The organism is Serratia sp. CY31944, assembly GCF_052169175.1.
GTDB classification, from domain to species: domain Bacteria; phylum Pseudomonadota; class Gammaproteobacteria; order Enterobacterales; family Enterobacteriaceae; genus Serratia; species Serratia sarumanii.
In genome coordinates this window covers 235683-252833 of sequence record NZ_JBJNLG010000001.1, presented here as the reverse complement: position 1 = coordinate 252833, position 17151 = coordinate 235683, and the positions used below count along the sequence as shown (strand labels likewise).

13 protein-coding genes are annotated in these 17151 nt (G+C 64.1%); all 13 read left to right on the top strand.

The window, feature by feature from the left end; genetic code table 11:
- The first annotated feature begins 11 nt into the window (after positions 1–11).
- Positions 12–1871 (top strand): carbohydrate-binding protein CenC, encoded by a 1860-nt coding sequence (locus tag ACJ8IN_RS01220; RefSeq protein WP_373275764.1) that lies wholly within the window; start codon positions 12–14, stop codon positions 1869–1871.
- 292 nt (positions 1872–2163) lie between these two features.
- The gene (locus ACJ8IN_RS01215) at positions 2164–5925 is read left to right on the top strand and encodes a nitrate reductase subunit alpha (RefSeq protein ID WP_308325811.1); all 3762 of its coding nucleotides are present in this window, start codon (positions 2164–2166) and stop codon (positions 5923–5925) included.
- Positions 5922–7466 (top strand): nitrate reductase subunit beta, encoded by a 1545-nt coding sequence (gene narH / locus ACJ8IN_RS01210; RefSeq protein WP_308325810.1) that lies wholly within the window; start codon positions 5922–5924, stop codon positions 7464–7466. The genes ACJ8IN_RS01215 and narH overlap by 4 nt, the downstream gene beginning before the upstream one ends.
- A complete protein-coding gene (gene narJ, locus ACJ8IN_RS01205; RefSeq protein WP_033647718.1) occupies positions 7463–8185 on the top strand; it encodes a nitrate reductase molybdenum cofactor assembly chaperone in 723 nt (240 codons plus the stop codon). Before narH ends, narJ begins: the two co-directional genes overlap by 4 nt.
- 2 nt (positions 8186–8187) lie before the next feature.
- Positions 8188–8865: a respiratory nitrate reductase subunit gamma gene (gene narI / locus ACJ8IN_RS01200; protein ID WP_308325809.1), complete on the top strand. Its 678-nt coding sequence runs from the start codon at positions 8188–8190 to the stop codon at positions 8863–8865.
- 276 nt (positions 8866–9141) lie between these two features.
- On the top strand, positions 9142–10149 hold the full coding sequence (locus tag ACJ8IN_RS01195; RefSeq protein ID WP_308325808.1) for a 3-oxoacyl-[acyl-carrier-protein] synthase III C-terminal domain-containing protein: 1008 nt from the start codon (positions 9142–9144) through the stop codon (positions 10147–10149).
- Positions 10146–11162: an NAD-dependent epimerase/dehydratase family protein gene (locus ACJ8IN_RS01190; protein WP_308325807.1), complete on the top strand. Its 1017-nt coding sequence runs from the start codon at positions 10146–10148 to the stop codon at positions 11160–11162. Before ACJ8IN_RS01195 ends, ACJ8IN_RS01190 begins: the two co-directional genes overlap by 4 nt.
- Positions 11155–11961, top strand: coding sequence for an MBL fold metallo-hydrolase (locus ACJ8IN_RS01185; RefSeq protein ID WP_308325806.1), 807 nt, complete (start codon positions 11155–11157; stop codon positions 11959–11961). Before ACJ8IN_RS01190 ends, ACJ8IN_RS01185 begins: the two co-directional genes overlap by 8 nt.
- The gene (locus ACJ8IN_RS01180) at positions 11958–13244 is read left to right on the top strand and encodes a F390 synthetase-related protein (protein WP_308325805.1); all 1287 of its coding nucleotides are present in this window, start codon (positions 11958–11960) and stop codon (positions 13242–13244) included. Before ACJ8IN_RS01185 ends, ACJ8IN_RS01180 begins: the two co-directional genes overlap by 4 nt.
- Positions 13241–13858, top strand: a complete 618-nt coding sequence (locus ACJ8IN_RS01175; RefSeq protein ID WP_060423497.1) for a phosphatase PAP2 family protein — start codon at positions 13241–13243, stop codon at positions 13856–13858. The genes ACJ8IN_RS01180 and ACJ8IN_RS01175 overlap by 4 nt, the downstream gene beginning before the upstream one ends.
- Positions 13855–14988: a sterol desaturase family protein gene (locus ACJ8IN_RS01170; RefSeq protein WP_308325804.1), complete on the top strand. Its 1134-nt coding sequence runs from the start codon at positions 13855–13857 to the stop codon at positions 14986–14988. The genes ACJ8IN_RS01175 and ACJ8IN_RS01170 overlap by 4 nt, the downstream gene beginning before the upstream one ends.
- On the top strand, positions 14981–16063 hold the full coding sequence (locus tag ACJ8IN_RS01165) for a fatty acid desaturase family protein (protein WP_308325803.1): 1083 nt from the start codon (positions 14981–14983) through the stop codon (positions 16061–16063). Before ACJ8IN_RS01170 ends, ACJ8IN_RS01165 begins: the two co-directional genes overlap by 8 nt.
- The gene (locus ACJ8IN_RS01160; RefSeq protein WP_060424024.1) at positions 16060–17145 is read left to right on the top strand and encodes an acyl-CoA desaturase; all 1086 of its coding nucleotides are present in this window, start codon (positions 16060–16062) and stop codon (positions 17143–17145) included. Before ACJ8IN_RS01165 ends, ACJ8IN_RS01160 begins: the two co-directional genes overlap by 4 nt.
- Positions 17146–17151 lie beyond the last annotated feature (6 nt).

Sequence of the window (17151 nt, the reverse complement as noted above, 5' to 3'; positions counted from 1 at the left end):
CCATGAGGGGGATGTATCAGAGGGTGGTTCTGGGCTGTTGCGCCTTGTGGGGCGCTTCGGCTCTGGCGCAGAGCTGCCAACCCAATCTGTTGGCCAACCCCGGCTTTGAGCAGGGTCTCGGCGGCTGGCGAGCGCAGGGCGCGCAGGCCGACGGCGATACGCACAGCGGCAATGGCAGTTTGCGCTATGACAATGCAGATGCCGCGCAGTACCGCACCTTCAACCAGGCGCTGCAGGTTGCGCCCGGACAGACGATCGATTTTGGCGTCTGGCTCAAGACCCGCGGCGTACGCGGGCAAAGCCGCGACGGCGGCGCCGGGGTTTATCTGCAGAGCTTTGATGCGCAGGGGCGCTTTCTGGAAGGCAGCTATCCGGCTGGGGTGACCGGCGACAGCGGCTGGCGGCAGGTGAACGCCAGCTATACCGTGCCGCCGCAGGCGGCGCGAATCACGTTTGGCGTTTATCTGCGCAAGGGGAGCACCGGTACCGCCTGGTTTGACGACGCCTATGCGTGTGCTCGAGCGTCTATGCCGGCGTTGTATCAGCTCGGCGCGTCGGCGCAGGGGAAGGTCGACACGCTGGTCGTCACTTCGCAGCCGCAGCGTTTGCAGGTCGACAGCGAATTGCTCAATGCCGAGGGGCAGGTTGTTCACCGTAGCCGCGACCGTTATCAGGTTGAAGGGCAGCGCCGTATCGAATACCAACCGCCGACCGGCCTGGCCCAGGGCGAATACCGCCTGCGTCAGCAGGTCACCGGGCAGCAATCCCGGCCGGCACCGGACAGCGAGCTGTCTTTTCGCGTCGGGCAGCCTGCGGCCAAAGTGGCGATCGACAGCGAAGGCTTTACCCTGCGCGACGGTCAACGGCTTTTCCCGTTGGGCATTTACGCCAACGTGGCGACCGATGAGCATTTGGCGCGCATCGCATCGGCGGGATTCAACACGGTGCTGAATTATGATTATGGGGAGAAGAAAGACCCTTACGCCTTTTTCCGCAACGCACGCCAGCGCGGGCTGCTGGTCATTTACTCTGTCAAAGATCAGTACCGCGGCAGCCGCTTCGCGCCGGCCGTGCGCGGCGGCGATTATGCGGCGCTGACGGCCTGGTACGTGCAGCGCTTGCGCTCTCAGCCCAACCTGCTCGCCTGGTACATCAACGATGAGCTGGGGCCGGAATATCTCGATAAGATCGAGGAAAAAAACCTGCAAATAAAGCGGCTTGACGGCGATCATCCTACCTTCCAGGTGTTGAACAAAACCGGGGAGTTGGACGCTCACTTCAACAGCAGCGACATTTTGGCGACCGACCCTTACCCGGTGGGGAACGATAGCGATCTGACGCGCACCACGCGTTATACCGAACTGACGGTGCAGGCCGCCCGCCAGGCGCGCGGGGCCTGGGTGGTGATGCAAATCATGGATCATGCCGCTTATGACGCCCGCCGCAAGCCACATCCGCCGTCAGAGGCGGAAATCCGCAATCAGGCCTGGCAGGCGCTGATCGGCGGCGCCAAGGGGCTGTTGTTTTATTCTTATACCGATCTGTTTTACAAGCGCAAAACCGGCCGCTTCGACCAACGGGAGTTTGACGCCACCTGGCGCGGTGTGGCCGCCGTGTCGCAGCAAATCGCCGCCTTCACCCCTTATCTGCTGACGGGAAAATCGACGCCGCTGGCGGGAAGCAACCCTCAAATGCCGGCGCGGATGTTTGTTCTGGGCGATCGCGCCTTGCTGCTGGTAGCCAACCCTTACTATCGAGAGGAAAGCACCCGATTGCGCCTTCCGGCGGGCTGGCGGCAGCAGGAAGGGGGGGCGGAGATCCAGCTGGCGTTGCCCGCCGTGGGCACCGCGACGCTGTGGCTCCAACGCTGAAAGCGTCGAGTTAGCGTTACGCGGGAGGTTTCTCCCGCGTCCTACCCCCAAATACCCCATCTTGCCTCTCGCCCGTCAGCCTCTGTCTTCCACTCCTGATTTATTCATTTAAATTCAACATATTAATCTCGTTTGTCGCACCTATACTTTGGTGGTATTTCTCACCCGGCGCGTGTATCGCCTCCCGCTTTCTCTTGATCGCAATCAATTTGCCGCCGATTGGCCGTCAGTAGGCTGGCGGCAGATTGAGCATGTCTTCTTATAACGACAAGAGCCTTCAGGAGCATTCCGGATGAGCAAATTTTTAGACCGTTTCCGCTATTTCAAGCAGTTGGCGGAGCCTTTTTCTGGCGATCACGGCCAGACCTTGAACACCAACCGCGACTGGGAAGACGGCTACCGCAGCCGTTGGCAGCACGACAAAGTGGTGCGTTCCACCCACGGCGTGAACTGCACCGGTTCCTGCAGTTGGAAGATCTACGTGAAGAATGGCCTGGTGACCTGGGAAACCCAGCAAACCGATTACCCGCGCACCCGCCCCGATCTGCCCAACCATGAACCGCGCGGCTGCCCGCGCGGCGCCAGCTACTCCTGGTACCTGTACAGCGCCAACCGGCTGAAATACCCGCTGATGCGCAAGCGTCTGCTCAAGCTGTGGCGCGAGGCGAAAGCGCAGCACAGCGATCCGGTCGCGGCCTGGGGCTCTATCGTCGGCGATGCGGAAAAAGCCAAAAGCTACAAGGTGGCGCGCGGCCGCGGCGGTTTCGTCCGCTCCAGCTGGCAGGAGGTCAATGAACTGATCGCCGCCGCCAACGTCTATACCGCCAAAACCTTCGGCCCGGACCGTATCATCGGCTTCTCGCCGATCCCGGCGATGTCGATGGTGTCCTACGCCGCCGGCGCCCGCTACCTGTCGCTGATCGGCGGCGCCTGCCTGAGCTTCTACGACTGGTATTGCGATCTGCCGCCGGCCTCGCCGATGACCTGGGGCGAGCAGACCGACGTGCCGGAATCCGCCGATTGGTACAACTCCTCTTACATTATCGCCTGGGGCTCCAACGTGCCGCAGACGCGCACCCCGGACGCCCACTTCTTTACCGAAGTACGTTACAAGGGCACCAAAACCGTGGCGGTGACGCCGGACTATGCCGAAGTCGCCAAGCTGTGCGACCACTGGCTGAATCCGAAGCAGGGCACCGACAGCGCGATGGCGCTGGCGATGGGCCACGTAATGCTGAAAGAGTTCCATCTCGATCGCGAAGTCGGCTACTTCCGCGACTACGTGCGCCGCTATACCGACATGCCGATGCTGGTGCTGCTGGAAGCGCGTGAAGGCGGCCATTACGCCGCCGGCCGCCTGCTGCGCGCCGCCGATCTGGTGGACGGGCTGGGCCAGGAAAACAACCCCGAGTGGAAAACCGTCGCTATCGACAGCCGCAGCGGCGATCTGGTGGCGCCGCAGGGCTCCATCGGCTTCCGCTGGGGCGAGAAGGGCAAGTGGAACCTGGAACAGCGTGAGGGCAAGTCGCAACAGGAAGTCGAGCTGCAGCTCAGCCTGTTGGGCATGCATGACGACGTTGCCGAGGTGGGCTTCCCATACTTCGGCGGCGCCGACAGCGAGCATTTCAACAGCGTGGCGCTGAACGAGATCCTGCTGCACAAACTGCCGGTGAAACGCCTGCAGCTGGCGGACGGCAGCGAAGCGCTGGTGACCAGCGTGTACGACCTGACGCTTGCCAACTACGGCCTCGAGCGCGGGCTGGGCGACGCCAACTGCGCCGCCGACTATGACGAGGTCAAGGCCTACAGCCCGGCCTGGGCCGAGCAGATCACCGGCGTGTCGCGCCACAACATTATCCGCATTGCCCGCGAGTTCGCGGAAAACGCCGAGAAGACCCACGGCCGTTCGATGATCATCGTCGGCGCCGGCGTCAACCACTGGTATCACATGGACATGACCTACCGTGGCCTGATCAATATGCTGATCTTCTGCGGTTGCGTCGGCCAGAGCGGCGGCGGCTGGGCGCACTACGTCGGCCAGGAAAAACTGCGGCCGCAAACCGGCTGGCTGCCGCTGGCGTTCGGCCTCGACTGGCAGCGCCCGCCGCGCCACATGAACAGCACCTCGTTCTTCTACAACCATTCCAGCCAATGGCGCTATGAAACCGTTGGCACCGACGAGCTGCTGTCGCCGCTGGCGGACAAATCGCGCTTCGGCGGCAGCCTGATCGACTTCAACGTGCGCGCCGAGCGCATGGGCTGGCTGCCGTCGGCGCCGCAGCTGGGCACCAACCCGCTGCGCCTGGCGGAGCAGGCCCGCGCGGCCGGTCAGTCGCCGGTCGAGTTCACCGTCGACAGCCTGAAAAACGGCTCGCTGGGCTTCGCCGCCGAGCAGCCGGACAATCCGCAGAACTTCCCGCGCAACCTTTTCGTCTGGCGCTCCAACCTGCTGGGCTCCTCCGGCAAGGGCCATGAGTACATGCTCAAATACCTGTTGGGCACCGAAAACGGCATTCAGGGGAAAGATCTCGGCCAGCAGGGCGGCGTGATGCCGCAGGAAGTGGAATGGCGCGAGCAGGGCGGCGAAGGCAAGCTGGATCTGGTGGTGACGCTCGATTTCCGCATGTCGAGCACCTGCCTGTACTCCGACGTGGTGTTGCCGACCGCCACCTGGTACGAAAAAGACGACATGAACACCTCCGACATGCACCCGTTCATCCATCCGCTGTCGGCGGCGGTCGATCCGGCCTGGGATTCGAAGAGCGACTGGGAGATCTACAAGGGCATCGCCAAGGCCTTCTCCGAGGTGTGCGTTGGCCATCTGGGCCAGGAAACCGACGTGGTGACCCTGCCTATCCAGCACGATTCCGCCGCCGAACTGGCGCAGCCTTACGGCGTGCAGGACTGGAAGAAAGGCGAATGCGATCTGATCCCGGGCAAAACTGCGCCGCACATCATCGCGGTGGAGCGCGATTACCCGGCCACCTACGAGCGCTTCACCTCGCTGGGGCCGCTGCTGGACAAATTGGGCAACGGCGGCAAGGGCATCAGCTGGAACACCCAAACCGAGGTCGATTTCCTCAAGCAGCTTAACTACGTCAAGGCCGACGGCCCGGCGGCGGGGCGGCCGAAGATCGAGAGCGCGATAGACGCGGCGGAAGTGATCCTGTCGCTGGCGCCGGAAACCAACGGCCAGGTGGCGGTAAAAGCCTGGGAGGCTCTGAGCAACGTCACCGGCCGCGATCACCGCCATCTGGCGCTGAACAAGGAAGACGAGAAAATTCGCTTCCGCGACATTCAGGCGCAGCCGCGCAAAATCATCTCCAGCCCGACCTGGTCCGGTCTGGAAGACGAACACGTTTCCTACAACGCCTGCTACACCAACGTGCACGAGCTGATCCCGTGGCGCACCCTCAGCGGCCGTCAACAGCTGTATCAGGATCACGAGTGGATGCGTGCCTTCGGTGAAAGCCTGCTGGTATACCGGCCGCCGATCGACACCCGCGCCGCGCAGCCGTTGCTCAACAGCAAACCGAACGGCAACAAGGAGAAGGCGCTGAACTTCCTGACGCCGCACCAGAAGTGGGGCATTCACTCCACCTACAGCGACAACCTGTTGATGCTGACGCTGTCGCGCGGCGGCCCGATCGTCTGGCTGAGCGAAGACGACGCCAAAGATCTGGGCATTGCGGACAACGACTGGATCGAGGCCTTTAACGCCAACGGCGCGCTGACGGCGCGCGCGGTGGTCAGCCAACGTATCCCGGCCGGCATGACCATGATGTACCACGCGCAGGAGCGCATCGTGAACCTGCCGGGCTCGGAGATCACCAGCCAGCGTGGCGGCATCCACAACTCGGTGACCCGCGCCTGTCCGAAGCCGACCCACATGATCGGCGGCTATGCGCAGCTGGCCTACGGCTTCAACTACTACGGCACCGTCGGCTCCAACCGCGACGAGTTCGTGGTGGTGCGCAAGATGAACCGCATTGATTGGTTGGATGACGAAGGCAACGACTACGCGCAGGGCAGTCAGCAGGAGAACAGCAAATGAAAATTCGTTCGCAAGTCGGCATGGTGCTGAATCTGGACAAGTGCATCGGTTGCCACACCTGTTCGGTCACCTGCAAGAACGTCTGGACCAGCCGTGAAGGTATGGAATACGCCTGGTTCAATAACGTGGAAAGCAAGCCCGGCGTCGGGTATCCGCACGCCTGGGAAGATCAGGAAAAATGGAAGGGCGGCTGGATCCGTAAAATCAACGGCAAGCTGGAACCGCGCATGGGCAACCGCGTCGGCGTGCTGGCGAAAATCTTCGCCAACCCGGACGTGCCGGCGCTGGACGACTACTACGAGCCGTTCGATTACGACTACCAGCATCTGCACACCGCCAAACAGGGCAAGCACCAGCCGGTGGCCCGCCCGCGCTCGCTGATTACCGGCCAGCGCATGAACAAGATCGAAAGCGGCCCGAACTGGGAGGAGATCCTCGGCGGGGAATTCGAAAAACGCTCGCAGGACAAGAATTTCGACAACCTGCAGAAGGCGATGTACGGCCAGTTCGAAAACACCTTCATGATGTACCTGCCGCGCCTGTGCGAGCACTGCCTCAACCCGGCCTGCGTCGCCACCTGCCCGAGCGGGGCGATCTACAAGCGCGGCGAAGACGGCATCGTGCTGATCGACCAGGACAAGTGCCGCGGCTGGCGCATGTGCCTGACCGGCTGTCCGTACAAGAAAATCTACTTCAACTGGAAGAGCGGCAAGTCCGAGAAGTGCATCTTCTGCTACCCGCGCATCGAAGCCGGGCAGCCGACGGTGTGTTCGGAGACCTGCGTGGGCCGCATTCGCTACCTCGGCGTGCTGCTGTACGATGCCGACCGCATCGAGCAGGCGGCGGCGGTGGCGAACGACAAGGATCTGTACCAGAGCCAGCTCGACATCTTCCTCGATCCGCATGACCCGAAGGTGATTGCTCAGGCGCTGGCGGACGGCGTGCCGCAGGGGGTCATTGAAGCTGCCCAGCAGTCGCCGGTGTACAAAATGGCGATGGACTGGAAGCTGGCGCTGCCGCTGCACCCGGAATACCGCACGCTGCCGATGGTCTGGTACGTGCCGCCGTTGTCGCCGATTCAGTCCGCCGCCGACGCCGGCGAGCTGGCGCACAGCGGCGTGCTGCCGGACGTCGAGAGCCTGCGCATTCCGGTGCAGTATCTGGCGAACCTGCTGACCGCCGGCGATACCGAACCGGTGCTGCTGGCGCTGAAGCGCATGCTGGCGATGCGCCACTACAAGCGGGCGGAAACCGTCGACGGCGTGGTGGACACCAGCGCGCTGGAGCAGGTCGGGTTGAGCGAAGCGCAGGCGCAGGAGATGTATCGCTACCTGGCGATCGCCAACTATGAAGATCGCTTCGTGGTGCCGTCGAGCCACCGCGAGCTGGCGCGCGAAGCCTTCCCGGAAAGCAAAGGCTGCGGTTTCAGCTTCGGCGACGGCTGCCACGGCAGCGACGGCAAGTTCAACCTGTTCAACAGCCGCCGCATCGACGCCATCGACGTGACCGCGAAAACCGCGCGGCCGGAGGATGCCTCATGATCAGCCTGAAAGTGATCGCCCGCCTGCTGGATTACCCGGAGCAGGTCCTGTTTGACCATCAGCAGGCGCTGATTGAGGCGCTGGAGCCGGCCAGCGAGCTGGATCTGCACCACAGCGCGCAGCTGATTCTGTTTATCCGCCGCCTGTGCGCCCGCCCGCTGCTGGACGCGCAGGCCGACTATTGCGAGCTGTTCGATCGCGGCCGCGCCACCTCGCTGCTGCTGTTTGAGCACGTGCACGGCGAGTCGCGCGATCGCGGCCAGGCGATGGTCGATCTGATGGCGCAGTACCGCGCCGCCGGGCTGGAGATCGACAGCCGCGAGCTGCCGGATTTCCTGCCGCTGTATCTGGAGTATCTGGCCAGCCGCAGCGCGGCGCAGGCGCGGGAAGGGCTGCAGGACATCGCGCCGATCCTGGCGCTGCTGGGCGCGCGCCTGCAACAGCGCGAAAGCCCGTATGCGGTGCTGTTCGATCTGCTGCTATTGCTGTCCGGCAGCGAGGTGCAGGCCCAGACGCTGGAAACCCAGGTGGCGCAAGAGGCGCGTGACGATACGCCGCAGGCGCTGGATGCGGTGTGGGAAGAGGAGCAGGTCAAGTTTCTCGGCGAACAGGGCTGCGCCTCCGCCCAGCAGACGGCGCACCAGCGGCGCTTCGCCGGCGCGGTGGCGCCACAGTATCTGGACCTGACGGATGCGTTAACCGGAACCAAAGGACGCTAATCATGCAATTTTTGAATCAGTTCTTCTTCGATATTTACCCTTATCTGGCCGGCGCGGTATTCCTGATCGGCAGCTGGTTGCGTTACGACTACGGGCAGTACAGCTGGCGCGCCGGCTCCAGCCAGATGCTGGATAAAAAGGGCATGCGGCTGGCGTCCAACCTGTTTCACATCGGCATTATCGGCATCTTCGCAGGTCACTTCCTCGGCATGCTGACGCCGCACTGGATGTATGAGGCCTTCCTGCCGATCGACGTGAAGCAGAAGCTGGCGATGATCGCCGGCGGCGCCTGCGGCCTGATGACGTTGATCGGCGGTGCGCTGTTGCTGAAGCGCCGGTTGACCAATCCGCGGGTGCGCGCCACCAGCAGCTTCGCCGACATCATGATCCTGACGTTGCTGGTGGTGCAGGTGTGCCTCGGCCTGCTGACCATTCCGTTCTCCGCCCAGCATATGGACGGCAGCGAAATGATGAAGCTGGTGGCCTGGGCGCAGGCGGTGGTGACCTTCCACGCCGGCGCCTCTGAGCACCTGGAAGGCGTGGCGATTATCTTCAAACTGCACATGGTGCTGGGCATGACGCTGTTCGTGCTGTTCCCGTTCTGCCGCCTGGTGCATATCTGGAGTGCGCCGGTAGAGTATCTGACCCGCCGTTACCAGTTGGTGCGCAACCGCCGCTGAGCCTGACCCCGCCGCCGCCGCCGATCGCCAGCGGCGGCGCTATTCCGATAATTCCCCTGCCGTCTGCCCATTCTCGCCGCCTTGTCGTAAACTAACTATCTCAGTCATGTTACGCTTATGCTTGCGCCGACGGAGGTCGGCCCGTGGTAGCCGATAACAAGAGATAGCGCCTTGATGAAAGGCCTTTTGGGACATAAAAACCGGGGATGATCCGCATGGCCTTCGCGCCGCGCGGGAGAATCGCTTTATGGATAGTCAGGTTAATCAATAACAATAATGACCACACAATGTCGCTCACCCGAGCTGTTGCCTCTGAAAATCATCGCCACCGGGGCCGCGTTGCCGCCCAACCGCGTGGCCTCCTCTACGCTCGATGCCCGCCTGGGGAAACCGGCCGGCTACGTTGAAAAGCGCTCGGGCATCGTTTACCGCTATCACGCCGACGACGACGCCAGCCAGGCCGAGCTCGCCGCCGCCGCACTGCAAGACACGCTGGCCCGCAGCACTATTCCGGCCGCTTCGATTGACCTGCTGATCTCCGCCTCGGCGATAGCGGTACAGGCGCTGCCGTGCTCTGCCGCGCATATTCTCAAGATCGCCGGATTGGCGCCGGGTACGCCGGGCTTCGACATCAACAGCAGCTGCGTCAGCTTTATCTCTGCGCTGCAGGTGGCGGCGGGGCTGTTGAACGCCGGGACGTATCGGCGTATCGCCATCGTCTCGGCGGATCTCGCTTCGCGCGGCATCGACTGGCAGCACGAAGAGTCGTCGCTGATCTTCGGCGACGGCGCCGCCTGCGCCATCGTGGAGCGCGGCGACGGCACAGGCGGCATCCTCGCCAGCCTGGTGGAAACCTATCCCGCCGGCAGCGAACTGTGCGAGATCCGCGCCGGCGGCACGCGCCGCAACCCGCGTGCCGGGATGTGCGAGCAGGACTTCCTGTTTCATATGCAGGGCAAACCGCTGTTCCGTCAGGCATCGGCGCTGATTGAGGACTACCTCGACCGGCTGCTGAGCGCCAGCGGCTTGACCCTGGGGCAGATCGCCACCGTGGTGCCGCACCAGGCCAGCCATTTGTCGCTCGAACATATGCGCAAACGGCTGCACGTCTCCAGCGAGGCGCTGGTGGATATCTACCGCCATCACGGCAACCAGGTGGCGGCCTCTATCCCGACCGCGCTGCATGCCGCCGTGACCACTGGGCGCTTCAACCCCGGCCAGCCGGTGATGCTGATCGGCACCGCCGCCGGGCTGGCGCTGGCCGGCATGGTGTTGCTGCCATGAGGGTGCTGGTGACCGGGGCGACCAGCGGGCTGGGGCGCAACGCGGCGCAGTGGTTGCTGGAGGCCGGGCATCAGGTGCGCGCCACCGGCCGCGATGAGCGGGCCGGCGAAGCGTTGCGGCAGATGGGCGCTGAATTTTACTCGCGCGATCTGGCGCAGGCCACGCCGCAGCAGTGCCGGGAGCTGGTGACCGACTGCGAGTGGGTATGGCACTGTGCGGCCAAGTCTTCGCCCTGGGGCAGCAAAGCGGAATTTCACCGCATCAACGCCGCGGCGACGGAGAAACTGGCGGAGGCGGCCGGGCGCTGCGGCGTGCGGCGCTTCGTGCATATCTCCACGCCGGCAATCTACTTCGATTTTCAGCCGCATTACGATCTTGATGAGGGTTATCGCGCCCGGCGCTTCGCCAATCACTATGCCGCCAGCAAGCACGCCGCCGAGCAGCGGCTGTTGGCGCAGGCGAAAATCTACCCGCAAACCACCTATATTATGCTGCGGCCGCGCGGCCTGTTTGGCCCGCACGATCGGGTGATCGTACCGCGGCTGTTGCAACAGCTCGAACGCGATCGCGGCGTGCTGCGGTTGCCCGGCGGCGGGCAAGCGCTGCTGGATCTGACCTTTGCTCCCAACGTGGTGCACGCCATGGAGCTGGCCAGCCGGCAGCGCGGATTGCCGTCCGGCGCCGTGTACAACATCACCAACCACCAACCGCAGCGGCTGGCGGAGATGCTGGATGCGCTGCTGCGCCAGGAGCTGGGGCTGCGTTACCGGCTGCAGGCCGTGCCTTATCCGCTGCTGCATACGCTGGCCGGCGGCATGGAGCTGTGGGCAACGCTGAGCGGCAAAGAACCGCCGCTGACGCGCTACAGCGTGGCGGCGGTGCATTTCGACATGACCCTGAGCCAGACGCGCGCGATCGAAGAGCTGGGCTATCGGCCGCGTTACTCGATGGAGGAGGGGATCCGCCTGACCGGCGAGTGGCTGCGGCAGCAAGGAGGCATACAGCATGGCTAAGGTCACCGTATTTGAAGTGGGCTATTGCACGCATATCGGCTGCATGGCGCTGCGCGGCGCCGGGTTCCGGGTGTGTAAATTCCCGGCGCGCGCCTATCTGCTGGAGGTGGGAGAGCGCCGCTGGCTGTGGGATACCGGCTACGCGCCTTATTTTCAGCAGCACACGCAGTCGGGGGTATTCAGCCTTTACCGCCGCATGACGCCGGTCTACTTCGACCCCGCCGAGTCGTTGGCGCACCAGCTGCGCGAAGCCGGTTACGCCGAAGGCGACATCCAGGCGCTGATCGTCTCGCACTTTCACGCGGATCACATCGCCGGGCTGCAGGATTTCAGCCGCCTCGATTTTATTTGCTGCGGCGAAGGCTGGCAGCAAACCCGCGGGCTGCGCGGTTTCGCGGCGCTCAAGCGCGCCTTTATTCCCGGCCTGATTCCGGCGGATTTCGAGAGCCGCCTGCAGTTTATGGAGTCTTTTCCCTCGGTGGCGTTGCCCGCACTGCTGGCGCCGTTCGATCGCGGTTACGCGCTGCCGGGCAGTGAAGGGCAGATCGTGCTGGTGCCGCTGCCGGGGCATGCGGCCGGCCATATCGGCGCCTTTATCCTCACCGACGCCGGCTGGACGCTGTTGGCCAGCGACGCCGCCTGGTCGCCGCAGAGCTACCAGACGCTGCGCGGGCCTTCGCGCTTGGCCAATCTGGTGATGGACGACGCGGTGGCGTACACCCGCACGCTGGAACGGCTTAACCAACTGTGGGCGGGCGGCCAGGTCAACATTTTGCTGTGCCACGAGGGGGACCTGTGATCCCTTTCATGACCCTGTGGCACTACGTCCGCGCCCGGCGCCTGCGCTTTGGCGATCGTGCGGCGCTGGAGGCGCATCAGGCTCGGCAGCTCGCGGGCTTTGCCCGTCGGGTGCTGAGCAAGAGCCCCTATTTTCAGCGCTTCAGCCGCCGGCCGTTCGCCGAATGGCCGCAGATGGACAAGGCGCTGATGATGGCGCAGTTCGACCGGATGAATACTGCCGGGCTGAGCCGGGAGGCGGTGCTGGCCTGCGCGCAGCGCAGCGAGGCGGATCGCGATTTCACGCCAAAGATCGGCCGCTACAGCGTCGGATTGTCGTCCGGCACCTCCGGGCAGCGCGGCGTGTTTGTCGTCAGCCCGCGCGAACAGCAGGTGTGGGCCGGCGGCATGCTGGCGAAGATGCTGCCGGACGGGCTGCTGGCCGGTGAGCGTGTCGCGCTGTTTCTGAGGGCGGACAATAACCTCTATCACAGCGTAAACAACCGTTGGCTGAGCCTGGCGTTTTACGATTTGCTGGCGCCGTTCAGCGAGCATCTGCCCGCGCTGGAACGGCAGGCGCCCAGCATCATCGTGGCGCCGGCGCAGGTGCTGCGCGCCCTGGCGCTGGCGGTGCTGGCCGGGCAGGTGAAGCTGCCGGTCAAAAAAGTGATTTCGGTCGCCGAGGTATTGGAAGAACAGGATCGCCGCCTGCTGATGCAGGTGTTTCCGGCGGTTGGCGAAGTGTATCAGGCTACCGAGGGGTTCCTGGCCGCGACCTGCGCGCACGGCACCCTGCATCTGAACGAAGAGTTTTTGCATATTGAACCGCAGTGGATCGACGAACTGCGTTTCACGCCGCTGATCACTGATTTCACCCGCAGCACGCAGCCGATCGTGCGTTATCGGCTGGACGATGTGCTGGTGCTGCGCAAGGAACCCTGCCCGTGCGGGCAGCCGACGCGCGCGATCGCGCGTATCGAAGGGCGGCGCGACGATCAGCTGATGCTGCCCGATGCGCAGCGGCAACCGCAGGCGGTGTTCGCAGATGCCTGCAGCCGGACGATCGCCAATGCGCTGCCGCTGACCAGCGATTACTGCCTGATCCAGCGCGGCGAGCAGCGGCTGGAGTTGATCGCCGATTGCAGCCCGGCGGCGTTGGCGCACTGCCAGGCGCAGCTGATCGCGCTGTTCGCTCGCCAGGGCATCGCCACCGATCGGCTCGAATGGCGGTTGACGGCGCAGGCGGTGTTGCCGCAGTTCGATCGCAAGCGGCGGCGCATCGTGCGCCAGGCGGAGGAAGCATGAAAAATACGCTGTTCAGGCTAGGGCACATGTTGCTCGGCTGGGGGACGGTCGGGGTGGTGTATAGCCTGACCGATCGCCTGCAGGGGACGGGAACTTTGTTGCCGCCGTCGGCGCTTGATCGGGCGATCCCGTTTAGCCCGGCGGCCATTTGGCTTTACCTGTCGTTCTTCCTCATCGTCCCGGCGGGCTATTTGCTGGCGCCGCTGCAGCGAATCAAATGGCTGACGCTGGCGATGCAGCTGACGGCGCTGGGCGCCGGAGCGGTTTACCTGCTGTGGCCGACCACCATGGCCTATCCGCAGAACGATGGCGTTGGGATCAGCGCGCAGCTGCTGGCGGCGTTAACCCAGGTGGATTCGCCGCAGAACTGCCTGCCTTCGTTGCATATGGCGCTGACGGTGCTGGCGGTGTGGGCGTTGAGCGACGGCGAGCGCAAAGTGCGAACGGCGCTGTGGATGCTGTGGGGCGTGGCGATCGCGTTCTCCATTCTGCAACTGCGCCGCCATTTGTTTGTCGATCTGGCCGGTGGTGCGCTGCTGGCGCTGTGCGCCGGCGGGTTGGCCCTGCGCATCAAGACCCTGCGCCGGCGCGTGGTTAAAGGAGAAATGGGATGAGCGAACTGGCGTTGCCGATAGTGTTCATGCTGTTCATCGTGGTGGCCGAGGCGGTGGCGCTGCAGTGGGGGCGCCGTGAGCCGGTCAACTGGCACGATCTGGTGTTTAACCTGAACTCCGGCCATATCATGCTGTGGCTGTTCCGCGGGCTGGAGATCACCTGCTACGGCTACGTGGCCGCGCATTTCAGTCTGGGGCTGCTGGACGCCTGGCCGCCGCTGCTGATGTGGCTGTTCGCCCTGCTGGCGTGGGACTTCGGTTTCTACTGGCTGCACCGTCTGCATCACCGTTTCCGCGTGCTGTGGGCGGTACACGTGGTGCACCACCAGGGGGAGCACTTCAACCTGTCGCTGGGGGTGCGCAACTCCTGGTATTCGTCGTTGACGTCGATCCCGTTCTTTTTGCTGCTGGCGCTGGCGGGCGTGCCGCTGTCGGTGTTCGTCACGGTGTCGATTTTTCACTACAGCATTCAGCTGTTTAACCACAATGCGCTGACGCTGAAGCTGGGCGTGCTGGAAAAAATCCTGGTCACGCCGGCGCACCACCGGGTGCACCACGTCAAGGACATGGCGTATTCCAATAAGAACTTCGGCGGCAGCTTTATCTTCTGGGACAAGCTGTTCGGCACGTTCTGCCCGGCGTTGCCGACCACGCCGTTCAGCTACGGCGTCGGCGGCGACCGGCCGTCCGCCAACCCGTTCTGGGCGAGCAATCTGCCGTTTCTGCGCTATTTCCGCCTGGCATGGCGCCCGGCGCCGGGCCGGCCGCGCGACCGCCGTTCGGCGCTCAGCGTCTTCAGCGGCGCCATGCTGCTGTTCTCGTTGGTGGTCGGTTACGTCTACCAATACGGTTACGGCTACGGCGACATCAGCTGGCCGCAAATGGCGCTGCTGCTGCTGCTGGCGTTGGGCTCGGTAGCGCTGGGTGGCATGACGGAAGGGCGGCGGTGGGCGAGCGCCGTCTGGCTGCTGATCGCGCTGGGCATGCCGCTGCTGTTTATCGGCTATCTTGGCTGGCCGCAACGCTATTGGCATATCGCCATGGCCGCCGTGGCGCTGCATGCCCTGTGCGTGGCGCTGGGCTGGGGGCGAGTGGCCGCGCCGGCCGCCGTGGAGGAACCGCATGGCTGACTCATTACCGCCGCTGCGTTTCCCTGCCGATGGTGAGCAGGCGTTTCACCGCGATCTCAAGCGCGCGGCGCACGCCTGCCTGGCGGGCGATCATCGCTATGCCGATACCGTGCGGCTGGCCAAGGCCGCGCTGTTGCTGGCGCTGTGCGTCGGGTTTTATGCCCTGAGCCTGCTGCAGCATCAGCCCTGGGCGTTTTTCCTCTGCTATTTCCTGTTCGTGGCCATGGGCATGCTGCTCAACGTCAACGTCAACCACGATGCTTCGCATAACGCCTTCTTGCGCGCGCCCTGGGCCAATCGCCTGGTGGGGCGGCTGGTGACGCTGCCGCTGGGCGTCGATCCGGACTATTGGCGCACGCGGCACGTGGATTACCACCACGTTTACGCCAACGTCGAACACTACGATCTGGACACCGAAGAGAACGGCTTTTTCCGCCAGACGCCGTTCCAGCGCTGGCGGCCGCATATGCGCTATCAGCATCTGTACTGGCCGCTGATCGCCGCGCTCTCGCTGCCCTACATCGCGTGGATTTTCGATTGGTCCGATCGGCTCGATAAAACGCCGCTGCGGGAAAAACGCGTGCTGGCGGGGCGCGGCGGTTGGACGCTGTTCGTGCTGTGCAAATTGCTTCATGTGGCGCTGGTGCTGGTGGTGCCGCTGATCGTGGGCCAACTGCACGGCATCGGTTGGGGCTGGGTGCTGTTGGCTTACGCGCTCAGCCAGATGTTTGCCTCACTGCTGGTGGTGTTCCTGCTGCTGGGCACCCACTGGGCGCAGGCCGAGTTTTACCCGGCGCCGGCGGGCGACAGCATGCCGCACGGTTGGTACCGGCACAATTTCGCCACCGCCTGCGACTGGCAGCCCGAGCCGCGCTGGCTGGAGCACCTGACCGGCGGGCTGAACTATCACCTGACCCACCACCTGTTTCCCGGCTGGAATCACCGCCACTATCCGGCGCTGGCCGCCGCGCTGGCGGAAGTGGCGCAGCGGCACGGCTTGGCGTATCGCTGCATCGGCTATCGCGAACTGCTGGCGCAGCAACAGCGCTTCTTGCGCCTTATGGGGCAGCCATGAAACCGCTGCGCCCGTTAGCCTATCGGCGCGACGACGGCGGGTTGCATCGCGCGCTGATGCAGGCCGCCCAGCATTATCTGGCGGCCAACGGCGATCACCGCTTCGCCGACGGCGGCATGCTGGCGAAGGTGGCGCTGCTGCTGGCGCTGTGCGGCCTGTGTTACGGGCTGAGCCTGCAGCAGCAAAACGGCTGGGCGTTTTTCGCTTGCTACTTCGGTTTTATCTTTATCGGCATGTTCCTGACGGTGAACGTGGTGCACGATGCCTCGCATAACGCGTTTTTCCGTCGGCCCTGGGCCAACCGCTGGCTGAACGCCCTGGTGAGCGTGCCGCTGGGGCTGGATCCCGACTGCTGGCGCGTGCGGCACGTGCTCTTCCACCATGCCCATAACAATATCGAACATTACGACCCCGACATCGACGCCAACGGCGTGCTGCGGCAAACGCCGTTCCAGCGCTGGCGGCCCTTTATGCGCGCCCAGCGCTACTATTGGCCGCTGGTGGCGGCGCTGACGTTCCCCTACTACATCTGGCTGTTCGACTGGCTGGACAGGGCGGGCCGCACCCGCGTGGCGGCCCGTATGGCGCAGCAGGGCGTGCGCGGCTGGTGCGGATTTCTGGCGGGCAAGGCGGCGCACCTGCTGCTGGCGCTGGCGATCCCGTGCTGGCTGCTGCCGCCGGCCATCGGCATCGGGCAAATTCTGCTGGTCTATTTGCTGAGCCAGATGCTTTCTTCATTGCTGTTCGTGATGTTGATCATCGGCACCCACTGGGCCAAGGCCAATTTTTACCAGGCCCCGGCGCAGGGCGCGATGCCGCACGGCTGGTATCACCATGTGTTCGCCACCACCTTCGACTGGCTGACCCGGCCGCGTTGGCTGGGATACTGGCTCGGCGGGGCGAACCTGCATTTGACGCATCATCTGTTCCCGCACTGGAGCCACCGCCATTACCCGGCGCTGAGCCGCATCATCGGCGAGGTAGCGCCGCGTTTCGGCATCGACTACCGCCTGCTGGAATTGGAGGAGCTGTTGCGCCTGCAGCAGCGCTTCCTCAGCGCGATGGGGCGCAAACCACATTAGCGTTGC